This is a genomic window from Vibrio sp. 1751, assembly GCF_033339895.1.
GTDB classification, from domain to species: Bacteria; Pseudomonadota; Gammaproteobacteria; order Enterobacterales; family Vibrionaceae; genus Vibrio; species Vibrio alginolyticus.
This window is the reverse complement of the sequence record NZ_JAWOVM010000001.1, coordinates 267,514-280,658: the sequence shown is the minus strand read 5'-3', so window position 1 is coordinate 280,658 and position 13,145 is coordinate 267,514. Positions and strand designations below refer to the sequence as shown.

Below are 13,145 nucleotides of genomic sequence, written 5' to 3'. Positions count from 1 at the left end.
GGCTACGACGATTGATGGGCGTAACCGCTCAGATCGTAGCTTCTTGATTTAGTTCCATCGAATTACGCAACAAAGCCGTCGTAATGCTGAATCCGTGTATCGCGGTGTTTTTTACAATCTTTGAGAGCGAGACTGGCATTCAAAATCAGCTCATCGCTGTTCAACATATGTACTGGGGCACGTGCAATACCAATACTAACGGTGAAAGAAATCCGGTTAGATTTGTCGCTGTAGCCGCTTTCAATTTTGTCGAGTACTTCCTGACACACGGCGACAGGATCTTCGTCGTACGTGATGAAGGCGAATTCATCTCCTGCAACACGGAACGCATTGTTTGGCGACGACAAGCTCTGTTGAATGGCGTTAGCTGTGAACTTAATGATTTGGTCGCCGATATAGTTTCCGTTGATATCATTGATCGATTTGAAATTATCGATATCAAGATACGCCAAACTGAATGGGCGAGTCGCCTGCTGCGTTAATGTCTCCAAGGTATCAGCTAAACAGCTACGGTTGAGCAGTCCAGTTAGGTTATCATGCGATACCTCATAGCTAAGCTGATTAAGAAGCTTATCTGAACGTTCACTGACCCACTTTTCACGTAAGCTATGAATAATGACATTGGCATAAAATCGGTGGAAGTCGAGGATATCTTGCGCTTCTTTCGCGTGGATGCTTCGGGTAAAGGTAGACAGTAAAATTCCCAGAACTTCGCCATTTTGTGTCTTCAATGGCAGGCCAATGTAAGCTTGAATGCCATCTTCTTGAAACATCTGATCTTCAGGAAAACGCTTGTATACCTGGTCTTGATAGAAAATATGTTCGCCAATGTCTTTCGCCACTTTTTCACAGGGGGTGCCTGAAAGGTGGTAGCTTAGGTTGTCTGTAATTTTTCCATTGCTGGCGAAGGAAATGGTATGAGCCGAATGCTGAAGATGCGCAACTTCTACAACGCAAGTGCAATGGCTCTGCAAGTGTTGATGAATATCTAGCGTGACTCGGTTTAGCTGAGCCGTGCCGTTTAGCTTCAATATCTCATCAATTTTGTGGAAACTGATTTGTACCTGACCCATTGAGCATTTCACCTAGCGTTGTTATTTACATATCGTGTAAGACACGACGAATTATTATTTGATATGCATCAAATAAACTATCGGTTACTAAGGCAGATTTTTCAAATTTTGTGAACGAACAAATCATTATTTTCATGTTTTTATGCTTGAACCTTTTAAAGCTATAGCGATAAAAACGCTAAGCTAGGCGCGCTTCTCCTCTTCTAATCGTGATTTGAGATAATCGAGGAATAGCTTAGTTCGGGTATGCTGATAATCCAGCTTTGGATAGTAGGCATATACAGTGGCTTTATCCGCTGTGATATCGGGCAGGATAGGGACTAACGCGCCGGATTTGAGGTCATCTTTGATCATGACGTTGTTCGTCATCAAAATACCCATGCCTCTTTTGGCACCATGAAACAGCGCTTCTGGGTTGGTCGTGGCAAAGTTACCGGACAAGCTGATACGTTTGCCTCGATTTGTTTTGATTTCTCGTGAGGGTTTTTCTCCCCAAATCAGGACATTATGCTCTGTCAGATCCTCAACGCATTGTGGGGTGCCGTATTTTTTTAGGTAACTAGGCGCAGCGTAAAACTGGGCTTTATGTTCGAAAAGCGCAGTGGCTTTGAAACTCAGAGAGTTCAGTTGCTCTAATTCCCGGCTAATAAACAGGTCTAAGCTTAGCTCTGGCAATTGACCTGGTAGCGTTGTTGTTAATTGAAGTGTGATGTCTGGATATTTATCAAGAAAATCATCAAGATAATGAACTAGAAATTTAGAACCAACGGCCAACGTTGCCCCAATCTTTAATAGCCCCGCTGGTGATTGGTTGACTGAGCGAGTTTCATCTAATACCGATTGCCATGAATCAAGCTGACTTTTTGCTCGTTGATAAAACAGAGCACCAGCTTCAGTTTGGCTAATTGAGCGGGTCGTACGTTTGAGTAGTTGAACGCCAATTTTATCTTCTAGCCATTGAACTCGCTTACTGATAGCTGAGCTGGTGGTATTGAGTTTCCGCGCTGCGGCATTAAAGCTACCTTCTTCGACCACACGAATATAACTCTTCACGCTTTGAATCCAGTCCATTGTATCTCCTTGGGAATTAATTCCTTTCCAACTTAGCTGATTATCATCTTTGAGTATCAAATATACACTGTTTGCCATCAATCTGTCACAAAGTAGGAGGAACGTTTGCGTAAAACACCATTGTTATTAGCGATGATGATCATTGCCACAGGCCAAGTTGGCGTTAGTATTTATCTTCCTTCTTTGCCATTGATTGGTCATGACTTGAATTTGCCGCAACATTCGATTCAGAATCTCGTCACGCTATTTCTCGTTGGCTTCGGTATCTCTCAGCTTTTTTACGGCCCATTGTCTGATGCGATTGGTCGTCGGCCGGTGTTTATTCTGGGGCAAAGTGTATATTTAGTTGGTACGGTTATTTGCATCGCGTTTTCGGACAACATTGTTGCCCTTGAAGCGGGACGGTTACTGCAAGGCCTAGGAGCGGGCAGCGCTTCGGTACTTGGTCGGTCAGTACTGCGTGATAGTTATGACGGTATGCAACTAACCAAAGCGCTATCTTATATTTCAGTCACTGCTTCAGTGATGCCAATTATTGCTCCGCTGTTTGGTGGCTGGATCGCTTTTCACCTGAGTTGGCATGCTGTCTTCGTGTTTGTGCTGATTTACTTAATGGCAATTTTTACACTTGGTTTATTGGTGCTGCCAGAAACGCTGCCTTATCCGAAGAGAAAATTTAAAGTAGGCGAAGTAAGCGCGAACTATTTGCGTCTGTTAACGAATACACAAGTGATTGGTAGTGCGAGCTACAACTGGCTTAGTTATTTATCGGCTCTGGTTACGCTCTCCTTGTATCCATTTTTAATGCAACAAGAGTTAGGATTAACGGCGGCAGATTACGGCTCTTTGATGATCATACCGTCAGTTGGTTTGCTGACGGGTAGCTTAGTGCTGAATTTGATCAATGCTCGTTACAAAGCTCAGCAAATCTTGCTGATGAGTTTCGCGATTGTTGCTGTTGCTGGCTTCATGTTGTTGGTTACCCCCTTCAGTGTATTTTCATTGCTGACGGCATTCACGTGTTTAAGTTTTGCCCAAGGCATGTCATTCCCAGTATCGATCAGTTTGCTACTTTCGCCACATAAGCAACAGGCAGGCGCGGTTTCTGCGTTATCTGGCTCTATTCAAATGTGTTTAGCAGGTTTGTTTGGTGGGTACTTAGTAGACTCATGGGTTACGAATCAGCAGCAGCTTGGGGTGTTTTATTTGTTTATTGCGTTACTTTCTTGCTTTGTTCTTGTACTAAGCCAATTTCGTAAAGTGCCAGAAGGGACGGTTCAAGCAGAAACTTCCATCTGAATATACTTGCAACCAGAAGGTCGGCTTTCTAAAATGCGCAGCTAAATTAAGCTAGGCCTGTTGTGTATACTGAATGACTTGGTTTGAAAGGAAGAGGGCGAACCTTGATACTTCTCTCAAGCTTGGAATACATTTCTGCCCAATGGCTATCCGATCTCTAATCGTTAGGTGAAAGAATGCAACAAAACGAATTTGAAACACTGGTAAAAGAAATTACTCAGCAAGAAAGCATGCCAAAGGCACTTGAAATCTTGAAGGCGTGTGAGGAAGAAGAAGTTGCACAAGCGGCGCAATCCCTAACGGGTCAGTTTGGCCTTGCAGAAGTTGATGGTGAGAAACGTATTTACCATATTACCACTCAAGAAGATGAGTCCGGAGAAGAGCAAGAATACGTAGAGCACGTCATGAATGAAGGCGATCACTTGATCAAGTTTGCTGCGTGGTTCTTTGAAACATTCTTTGAAATCAAACAGAAAGATACGTACGTCGCAGCGGGAAAAACATACCAACAACCTAAGCGATAGACGCTCATTTCAAGAAATCCACGAAAATCAAACTGAAAGTTAATTACAAAATAAATGTGACTGGAGTCTTGTTTTTATCTAATTGTGGTGTAAAATTACAACATAGTTAAGTCAATACATTCAGGAGAAGGTCATGGGTAACGAACTTGGTGGTGCTTATATTGGCCAGATGATTGCAAAAGACGCGATGCACAAAGCGCTTTACGGTAAAGCGAAGAAGAAAAAAGCTTCTGTTTTTGCTCGTGTTATTAAAAAACTGGCGAAATAATTTAAAAAGCCCTGATTGAAAAATCAGGGCTTTTTGCTTTTCTCTGTTTTGTTGTTAGTAAGTAGCCAACATATTGCACAACATTGGCAAAACGCTACTCAAAGACTGATGACATTTAAATCTAGAATTACGCGGATTGGCTTGGTATCTCCACAACATTGTTAGGCACTTTATCTAGCCCCTTTGCTGATAACCACTTTTCTAAATCGTCAGCGCCTCCAATATATTTTCCATCTAACCAGATTTGCGGCACTGTTACCGGTGTTTTTTCGCCAATGATGGCTTTTACTTCAGGAATCATACGGTATAAGGCGGCGCTGTCTTTAACTACATCATGGTACTCATACTGAACGCCAGCCTCGTCAAGTAATTGTTTGGCTTTGACACAGTAAGGGCAAGTTGCTTTACCATAAACAATGTTGCCTTTTAGCTCATCGCGTTTTACCCACTCAGCAATAACAGACTGTACAAGTACACCCCGATTCAATGCTTCTCCTTGGCTGATAACTTTCCCTTCGACAAGAAGAATGGGTGCATGCCAAGCACCAGCTTTTAATGGTTCCCACCAGTGCGATAACCAATCTTTTACTTCAAGTTCAACGGGCACATCGGCTAATTCGTTTTCAAAAGTATCCTTTAAAATATCTTTGGTTAATGTACATTCACCACAAGGAATATTGACTTTGAATGGGCCCCAACTACCAGCCCAGCGATACAGTGTAATTTTGATTGGTTGACTCATATGGGTTCCTCATTTCCTTTCCTGAAAATATAGAACTTTTAAATTAGATTTTTCTTTCAACTAACTTTGTCTTTTTCGCTTCCCAATGCGTAATAAACGCAATAGATGCAATAATAATCGCAGCACCTAACCATAAACGACCAGGTGGCACCCAACCAAACACCAACCAACCAGCAACAACATTCAAAGGCAGTTTGGCGTGATCAAATGGTTGCACAAATGAGGCGTCTGCTACTGCATATGCTTTAACGATAGCCCATTGAGCGAGTGCTGTAAGTGCACCTGCGGCTAAAAGCACACCCCATATCGTCCACGTATCTGGCATAGTAAACGTCGGTATCGCTAACAAGATATTAAATGGTGTTATCAGCAGCAATAAATAGACAACCATGGTTGATGGCGGATCGTTTACCGACATTTTTTTAACCATTAATGAATACGCTGCCCAGAAAAATGCGGCGCCAACAGGGAGCAGGGTCGCCCATGTAAATGAGTCTGCCCAAGGCTCAAGAATGATCATGGCACCAACAAACCCCGTCAATGTAGCGAGCCAGCGTGCAGTACCTACTTTCTCTTTGAGTAACAAGCCAGAACCAACTGTGGCAAATAACGGAGAGGTCATGAGAAGTGCAATGCCTTGCCAAATTGGAACTGGGTAAGCGAGAGCCCATAACCAAAGTTGAATCCCGATAACAGAGAGAAAAATGCGGAATGCATGCCAGCCAAAGTGTTGGGTTCTTAAAGAACGTCTAATCCCAAGTGTACGTAGGTAGGGCAGAATAACAAATAAGGCGATTGCATATTGGAATAACGCAAATGTGGTGGAGGAGACACCAAAGTTGATGCTAGCAATTTGGGCGAAGCTGTTCACTATGGCGAATGCCAAGCCAGCTGTTAGCATCCAGGACGCACCTTGAACAGGATGATGATTCAATTGAAAAATTCCAGTTTGATAGAGGTGGCGGGATCATACGTCCTATTGTTTTTCGCGCCAATAAAAAAATGCCTCCCAGAGGGAGGCGACATTACCAATTCAAAGGACGTGCCTGTTATAACAGGTACAAAGAACGAGAAGCACAAACGCTGCCATGCATTTGCATAAATAATATTGCAGAACACGTGCCAACTTTTATATATTTGATTTTAAATGGTTTTTTGGTTTTTCTATGTTGTCGATTAGATGAAATGCACTAACTTAGTGATCAATCGCATTAAAAGAGGGCAGAAGTAGGCGTCGTTACGGTCGTTTTTCATTGCTGAGCGATGCTTGGATAGTGTGAAAACTTATCGAGTTGTGTTGGGGTACATAAAAAATGGCCAGCAAAGGTGCTGGCCAAGTGGACTCGCTCTTAGGACAAGAGTGAATTAGAAATCGTAACGTACGCCTAGGCGTAGTGTGTCTTCACCTTGAACCACTTTCACTTTACCATCTACTACATCCTTCTTTTCATCGAGTTGGTTGATGTAGTAAGACAGGTAAGTACGGAAGTTACTGTTTAGTTTGTAGTAACCAACGAGCTCGATCCCTTCAACGGTGTCGTATTTTGGACCGTTGTCTTGATCATTCTCTTGAGCTGTGTATAGCGCAGCAAGGGTCACTTTGCTCGCTACTTTGTAGCTTGCTACTAACTCGTAAGCCGTAAAGTCTTCAGCGTCCGTCAATGAACCTTGAGAGTAAGTACCTGCTAGGTATAGGTTATCCATCGAGTAGGCGATACCACCTAGAATTTGGTCTTCAGAGTTGTCTTTATTTACGTCGCCACCAGAATATGCAAGACCGAGGTCTAGGCCCATTGGTAGTGAGTACATTCCAGAGATGCCGTATTTATCTTCGTTATCGCTAGAGTTTGCTTGGTAGGTTGCTTGAAGTTGTAGTGCATCAAACGCACCACGGTATGCGAAAACGCTGTCTTGCTTATCAGAAGACGAATCAATAACTTGCTGAACACCAGAGAATTCAGTGATATCCGTCATGTCAGAGATGATGACTGCAGCCATGTCTTGACGACCTACAGAGAAAGCACCGATATCAGAGTCGACGCCTGCATACATGTAGCGGTTTTTGAATTCACTTTTGCCCGTTTTTTGTTCGGCTTCGTAAACACCGAAAGCAGAAAGGCCGTTGCCGATGTCTGTTTTACCTTTTAGGTTAAGACGAGCACGGCTTTTATCTTCCATGGAACCTTCAACTTCAGCACCGTCTGAACCGATGAAGTCACCACGAAACTCAACGCGGCCGCCAACTTTTAATTCAGTACCGTCGTTTTTGTATACAGTTGCTGCGAATGATGGTGCTGATACCAATGCTGTAAGAATTGCAGTAGTTAGTGCTGCCTTTTTCATTTTCTTATTACCCTAGTTGTAATCGATGGGCTTTCTTGCCCGATGTGTTGATGACGCTAAGGTAAAGGCTGAAAATGAAAGATAGATTTCTGTTAAGTTATGATTTGATTGCACTTTTATTGCTGGCGAGAATAAGTGCCCCTTCTCATACCACTTATAAAAAGAAAGGTTTATCTTTTTTGAGGTTTTTTCCTCTCCGTTAAAGACTGTGTTTTTTTCAAAAAGTTCCTGAATTGTTTCTTGACCCTAAATGTAAGTAAACATTTCAATTTGGCAGGGAAGTTTGGCCTAAAAATAGCGAATCATCAGCTATTTGTGAGCTAACTCTCTCTAAAGCATTTCTTATTGTAAGGTTTTTATTTCTCGATTTTTTGAAGGCTAAGTAAACGATTGCTTTTTAGGTTTTGTCTGAGATCTTTTCACTCGGTTGTCAGGAACTAATCAAATAAAGTGTCGGCAGTTGTTACACAAAGGTAAAACTAATCTGGTGGAAACGATGCCTCGGATAGCCTTTGTATTCCTCTCTTTGTTCATCATTTCGTTTTTACGAAAGTGAACCAAAGCCGGGTCTAAAACTGACTAACCAACTAATAAGTAATGGATTTAGAAATGAATAAAAAATTATTAGCAACGGCAATCGCGGCAGCAACCTTCGGTACTCAAGCAGTTGCAGTGGAACTATATAATAACGATGGCACAACATTTTCGATGGGCGGCCACGTTTCTGTTAATTTAAATGGATCAGAGCAAGGTGACACGGATGTGGGTACTAACTCTCCTCGTATCAATATCTCTGCGACACAGGATTTGGGTAATGGCTTCACCGCAGACGCACGTGGTGAATGGGCGCTAAACTACTTAGACGGTGGTGAAGAGTCGTTTAAAACTCGTCTAGGTTACTTAGGTGTAACGCATGAGGTTTATGGTCGTGCAGTAGGTGGTACGCAATGGTCACCTTACTACGATGTCGCAGGTATTGCAGATATGCCAATCGCGTTTGCAAACGACTTCATCTATGACGATCATGGAAACCTTGGTACTGGCCGTGCGGATAAAATGCTTTCTTACCGTAATGCCATCGAGCTGGGTGAAGCGGGTGTGATCAACTTTGGTCTTGGTTGGCAGGGTGCAAACGATGATTACACGCGCAACGATGCTGGAGTTATAACTGGCGGTGCTAAATACGATGACCGTGTGCAAGCTGCGCTTTCTTACTCAATCATGGGCGCTAAAATCGGTTACTCTTACAATGGCGGCGATTTCCAGCACCCTGCATATGCAGGTAAGCACACGGCGGAATCACACGTTGTATCAGCATCTTACGGTGCGTACGGCCAAGGCCTATTCCTTGCTGCGGTTTATGGTTCAAACGAAAACATGAACTTCAGTGCAAAAGGCGACCGTTTAGAAGAAAGTGATGCGTACGAAGCGATCATCGCATACGCTCTAGCAAACAGCCTAAACTTGAGTGTTAACTATGAGATGGTGGAAGGTAAAGAGTTTAAGAGCTCTAAAACAGAAACAGCTCGTGAAGAAATGGCACTACAAGCAGAATACAACTTCACGCCTAAATTTGTTGGTTACGCGGGTTACCAGTTTGACCTAAATGACGACAATGGTCGTGAAACTGATGACAAATGGGCGTTAGGTGCTCGTTACTACCTATAATAGGGTTTAGCGAGAACTATTATTCAAGCTCATTGATCTAAAGCCAGCCTCGTGCTGGCTTTTTTGTCTATTTGTTTTACAAATACTTTGCTGTTTCAATTAGATGATACAAAACTCAAAACGGGGTGAATGTCTTATTTTTTACACTAGAGGTTGCTATTTAGTGTCGTTAAGTCAATAGGTTAGATTATGATGGGATTTTTGTTTTGCAGGGAAGAATGATGAGTGTTATTCAAGTTGAAGAAAAGAAAGTAGAAGTGGGTAAAGTGCTTTGTGTTGGACGAAATTACGTTGAACATATTCATGAGCTTAATAATGCAATGCCTGAGCAAATGGTGGTATTTAATAAACCCGCAACTTCCGTATCAACAACTCTGCGTTCATTCCATCAAGAGCCCCTTCATTATGAGGCTGAAATCTGCTTTTTGATCAAGGATGGACGTTATTCAGCGGTTGGTTTGGGATTGGATCTGACCAAGCGTGGTTTGCAATCCTCGCTTAAAAATCAGGGATTGCCGTGGGAGCGTGCTAAGGCATTTGATGGCTCTGCTGTGTTTAGTCGGTTTGTCTCTTTGGATAACATTGATATCAACGATCTTAACCTTGAGCTCTTGATCAACTGTGTTCGTGTACAAAAAGGTCACGTTAACCAAATGCTCTATCCGCCGCTAACTATCCTGGATGAATTAACCAGTTACACAACACTTCAAGATGGCGATGTAGTGATGACTGGTACACCAAAGGGCGTTGGTGAGGTTCATGAAGGTGACATCTTCCTTGGTCGATTAAAGTGTGGCGATGTCACCTTGTTGGAGATTGAGTGGTTGGCGGATTAAAGCCAAATTCGTAGAACGAGAAATACCACCATACTGATAACCGTCGTTAAAAGAACATTTTTAGTAAAATACGCGATTAAAGCAGCCAGTACGGAAGCCAGTAAAAATGGGTTTTGCACATTGACGCTGAGCTCCCCATCGGGAATGAAAACGATAGGTGCCCAGATCGCAGTCAGTACTGCGGGGCTAGCGTAATTGAGTACTTTTTGAGTGCGCGTCCCTAATCGCAATGGTAGCTTGGGTTCTAAAAACAAGTAGCGGCTGGTGAAAACAAGTACCGTCATCAGTAAAATAGCCAACATGATCATTAGCGTTTCTCCTTTACTTGTTCCACAAAGTAACCAGTAAGCATGGCTAAAATGCTTGAAATCATCAAACTTCCCTCAATTTGATAATAGGTTAGGGCAACTGAGCTCACCAAAGCCACAATAACACTCGCGAGCACCGCTGCATTTTTAATGGTGGGTACTACTATCGCGATAAAAGTTGCGGCCACAGCAAATTCCAAACCCATTTCGTTCAGTTCAGGGATTAGACTTCCCGCAATAATGCCCGTCAATGTCGCGACATTCCAAAACAGGTAAAAACTCAGACCAGCCCCAAGTGCATACCAGCGATTAAATTGTTTATCGGAATGGTGGCCTACAATCGCAAACAGCTCGTCAGTAAGTAAGAAGCCGAGTGATAATCGCCATTTTAGAGGGAGCGGTGCAATTTTACTGCGCATCGATACACTGTAGAGGAAGTGTCGAGAGGTGATAAAAAACGTTGTCAGTAACATGGTCACTAGACCAGCTCCCGTTTTAATCATTCCCATCGCGACGAGCTGTGCAGAACCTGCGAACAAAATGGCGGATAGTGCTTGTCCTTCCAAAGGGTGAAGCCCAGTATCAATTGCGAATGAGCCTGCGAGTAAGCCCCAAGGGAGCACTGCGATACTCAAAGGCATCATCGCAAGTGTACCTTGCCAAAATAGCGTGGCTTTTGATTCTTTTTGTAACGGCAAAGTGTGGTCCATAGTTTCTTCTTATTTATTCCTAAATCAGATTACCAAGATAGCTCGGTAGTGGCATAACGCCTTGTACAATATTGCTGCTTTAGCTGTGACGGACGTATTGGCCGGGAGTGACGCCCATGGCTTTTTTAAAGTGTCGATGCAGATGGCTTTGATCATGGAAGCCGCATTCTTGTGCCACGTCTGAAATTTTTTGTCCCATTTTTAATAGCTTCTTCGCCATACGTAAACGTTGCTGAATTTGATAGGCATGAGGCGGAAAGCCAAATTGCTTTTGAAACTCTCTCAGCAGATGAAAAGGGCTTAATCCAGACAGTTTCGCGAGTTCTTCTAGTGAGACGTCTGTTTGTGGAAAGTCTTCCAAAAATTCTCTGACTAGCTGCACTTGTCGCTGAGCTCTGGTTGACTCTTTCAGTGGTGCCCGATGAGTGCTGTGTTTACTGGCTAGCTTGATCAACGTGCCGTAAACCAAAGTTTCTCTCAATAAACGGTTGTCTGATTTTTCTAGTGTTTCAAATACCAGTCGTAACTGACTAGCCAGCTCAGGATCGTAAACCACAGGTTGAGGGAAATAGGGCAGAGCTACATTTGGTGAGCCAAGCTCTTGTCCTAAAGTTTGAAACTGCTGAGGTACGGGGTACATTGCTTTGTATTCCCAGCCGCCTTCCGAGGCTGAATGCCCGTTGTGTACTTCATCTGCATTAACAAGGATGATGCTGTCCTGTGGCGCGATATGATTCCCGCCCGTCCTAAAAAATTGTTGTGCCCCTTTTTCGATGACACCAATAGTGTAACCTTCGTGGCTATGGCGTGAAAAATTCTGCTTCTCATACTTTGCATCGAGAAGCTCTAAACCTCCGAGCTCTTGAGCTATCTTGAAGGTAGCGATTTCCTTATTCTTTTCTTTCATCTTTATCCGGTCTGCTCAAGAAAATCATTTTAGAAGTGTAACGGATCCATCGTGCTTATTTTTGTACAAAATTGCTATTCGATTTTGATAAACAGGCGAATTGATTGCTATTTTTCATATGGGCAAACTATGATTTTTATTTTTTGAATTATCTTGGCTATTTTGGGCTGGATGATGTCATTTTGTTGGTATAACATTCGCCGCCTTGTTGTAGAAAAGCGGTTCCATCATGATTGATTTATCTGTACTTCCTGTTTATCTCACCGCAGTTGTCGCCTTATTGCTCTTACCAGGGCCTGATATGTTGCTGATAGCGAGCTCAAGTATGAGTTACGGTAAGAAGGTCGGTCTTTTTGCTAGCTTAGGCAATGCGACGTCTGGTGTTATTCTTACTTTGCTTGCTGCGATGGGCGTATCTACCCTGATTGCCATGAGCCCAATAGCCCTTAAAGTCCTTCATCTATTAGGTGGCGCTTACTTGTTAAAAATGGGTTGGGACTGCTTACGAGCTGAGGCATCTTCGGCTCCAGAGCTTGATGGTCAAAACAAAATGGCATCAACTTATTATCAGCGTGCTTTGATGAGTAATTTGCTTAACCCTAAAGCCTTGGTCTTTTTTGTGATGTTTTTGCCGCAGTTTGTCTCAAGCAATATCACTGCATCTTCCGGTGAGCAGATGCTAGCGCTAGGGTTATTGTTGAACGTTCTTGGCTTGTCATTCAATTTATTACTTGTTGGGTTAGCAGGCACATTGGGCAAAGGGCTGCTCGAGAACGAAAAATTCCGCACGTATCAACATAAACTAATGGGGTTAGTGTTTGTTATTCTGGCGTTGTGGATGCTGAGTAGTTTCGCCTTGTAAAGTTATCATATTCCATTAGAAAGCCAGCAATTGCTGGCTTTTTGTTTTAGGATATTGGTGTTTCCTAAGGAGAGGATATATGAAGCTTGAATTTTGTTTAAATCCAGATCAAACAGACCTTGATTTTGTTCCTGAAGGTATTCGATCTCATAACCGACTGCATTTACCTGAAGGGGAAGTGCATGCTGTAGGCTGTTTCGCAAAAGATGAGAATGGCAAGATCATGGGTGGCTTGACTGGCGAAATGTTTAAAAATACGGTGTTTGTTGAGTTTTTGTGGGTAGACGCTGAAAGTCGAACCTCTGGTCTCGGTAGTCAATTAATGTCGATGCTAGAACAAAAAGTAAAGCCTCATGGGGTTACCCATGTTTATTTGGATACCTACAGCTTTCAAGCTCTTGAGTTCTATATCAAATTAGGTTTTGAGAAAGTGGGGCAGTACTCAGGCTATCCTGCAGAGGGCATCCACAAGTACTTTCTACAAAAGGAAATTGTAGGCTAGGGAAAGCACGGGTTAGCTTGACTTGTTCTAGT

At 43.0% G+C, this 13,145-nt stretch carries 14 protein-coding genes and 1 pseudogene; 7 read left to right on the top strand and 8 right to left on the bottom strand.

Features of this window, described 5'->3' with window-relative positions:
- Window positions 1–77: 77 nt before the first annotated feature.
- A pseudogene (locus R7041_RS01215) lies at window positions 78–1,073 on the bottom strand (GGDEF domain-containing protein); the annotation flags it as partial.
- Window positions 1,074–1,256: 183 nt separating this feature from the next.
- Entirely contained in the window at window positions 1,257–2,144 is an 888-nt protein-coding gene (locus R7041_RS01210) for a LysR family transcriptional regulator (RefSeq protein ID WP_025768470.1), read from the bottom strand.
- Between the two features lie 105 nt (window positions 2,145–2,249).
- On the opposite strand from R7041_RS01210, the gene R7041_RS01205 reads away from it, so the two are divergent.
- From R7041_RS01205 to R7041_RS01195, 3 genes are all read left to right on the top strand, one after another.
- The gene (locus R7041_RS01205) at window positions 2,250–3,443 is read left to right on the top strand and encodes a multidrug effflux MFS transporter (protein WP_017821607.1); all 1,194 of its coding nucleotides are present in this window, start codon (window positions 2,250–2,252) and stop codon (window positions 3,441–3,443) included.
- Window positions 3,444–3,619: 176 nt separating this feature from the next.
- Window positions 3,620–3,967 carry a hypothetical protein gene (locus tag R7041_RS01200; protein ID WP_005375501.1) on the top strand — a complete coding sequence of 116 codons (348 nt, stop codon included), beginning with the start codon at window positions 3,620–3,622 and terminating at the stop codon, window positions 3,965–3,967.
- A 133-nt stretch (window positions 3,968–4,100) separates the two neighbouring features.
- On the top strand, window positions 4,101–4,235 hold the full coding sequence (locus tag R7041_RS01195; protein WP_017635854.1) for a hypothetical protein: 135 nt from the start codon (window positions 4,101–4,103) through the stop codon (window positions 4,233–4,235).
- 127 nt (window positions 4,236–4,362) lie between these two features.
- Here the strand turns inward: R7041_RS01195 and R7041_RS01190 are convergent, their stop codons facing one another.
- From R7041_RS01190 to R7041_RS01180, 3 genes are all read right to left on the bottom strand, one after another.
- Window positions 4,363–4,977: a glutaredoxin domain-containing protein gene (locus tag R7041_RS01190; RefSeq protein ID WP_005385185.1), complete on the bottom strand. Its 615-nt coding sequence runs from the start codon at window positions 4,975–4,977 to the stop codon at window positions 4,363–4,365.
- 43 nt (window positions 4,978–5,020) lie between these two features.
- Window positions 5,021–5,878 carry a DMT family transporter gene (locus R7041_RS01185; RefSeq protein WP_005375542.1) on the bottom strand — a complete coding sequence of 286 codons (858 nt, stop codon included), beginning with the start codon at window positions 5,876–5,878 and terminating at the stop codon, window positions 5,021–5,023.
- 464 nt (window positions 5,879–6,342) lie between these two features.
- Window positions 6,343–7,320, bottom strand: a complete 978-nt coding sequence (locus R7041_RS01180; protein ID WP_053350491.1) for a porin — start codon at window positions 7,318–7,320, stop codon at window positions 6,343–6,345.
- Between the two features lie 609 nt (window positions 7,321–7,929).
- Between R7041_RS01180 and R7041_RS01175 the strand changes: the two genes are divergently transcribed.
- Together R7041_RS01175 and R7041_RS01170 are read left to right on the top strand one after the other, a co-directional pair.
- Window positions 7,930–8,988: a porin gene (locus R7041_RS01175; protein WP_064369152.1), complete on the top strand. Its 1,059-nt coding sequence runs from the start codon at window positions 7,930–7,932 to the stop codon at window positions 8,986–8,988.
- Window positions 8,989–9,209: 221 nt separating this feature from the next.
- Window positions 9,210–9,824 carry a fumarylacetoacetate hydrolase family protein gene (locus R7041_RS01170; RefSeq protein ID WP_017635857.1) on the top strand — a complete coding sequence of 205 codons (615 nt, stop codon included), beginning with the start codon at window positions 9,210–9,212 and terminating at the stop codon, window positions 9,822–9,824.
- Here the strand turns inward: R7041_RS01170 and R7041_RS01165 are convergent.
- The 3 genes from R7041_RS01165 to R7041_RS01155 form a co-directional block, all read right to left on the bottom strand.
- Window positions 9,821–10,132 (bottom strand): AzlD domain-containing protein, encoded by a 312-nt coding sequence (locus tag R7041_RS01165; RefSeq protein ID WP_064369153.1) that lies wholly within the window; start codon window positions 10,130–10,132, stop codon window positions 9,821–9,823. The two genes, R7041_RS01170 and R7041_RS01165, sit on opposite strands and share 4 nt — an antisense overlap.
- Window positions 10,132–10,842, bottom strand: a complete 711-nt coding sequence (locus R7041_RS01160) for an AzlC family ABC transporter permease (RefSeq protein ID WP_005375526.1) — start codon at window positions 10,840–10,842, stop codon at window positions 10,132–10,134. The genes R7041_RS01165 and R7041_RS01160 overlap by 1 nt, the downstream gene beginning before the upstream one ends.
- Window positions 10,843–10,921: 79 nt before the next feature.
- On the bottom strand, window positions 10,922–11,749 hold the full coding sequence (locus R7041_RS01155; protein ID WP_005385198.1) for an AraC family transcriptional regulator: 828 nt from the start codon (window positions 11,747–11,749) through the stop codon (window positions 10,922–10,924).
- A gap of 229 nt (window positions 11,750–11,978) precedes the next feature.
- Here R7041_RS01155 and R7041_RS01150 point away from each other — a divergent pair, with 229 nt between their 5' ends.
- Together R7041_RS01150 and R7041_RS01145 are read left to right on the top strand one after the other, a co-directional pair.
- Window positions 11,979–12,611: a LysE family translocator gene (locus R7041_RS01150; protein ID WP_005375522.1), complete on the top strand. Its 633-nt coding sequence runs from the start codon at window positions 11,979–11,981 to the stop codon at window positions 12,609–12,611.
- 79 nt (window positions 12,612–12,690) lie between these two features.
- On the top strand, window positions 12,691–13,113 hold the full coding sequence (locus R7041_RS01145) for a GNAT family N-acetyltransferase (protein ID WP_206949058.1): 423 nt from the start codon (window positions 12,691–12,693) through the stop codon (window positions 13,111–13,113).
- Window positions 13,114–13,145: the final 32 nt, after the last annotated feature.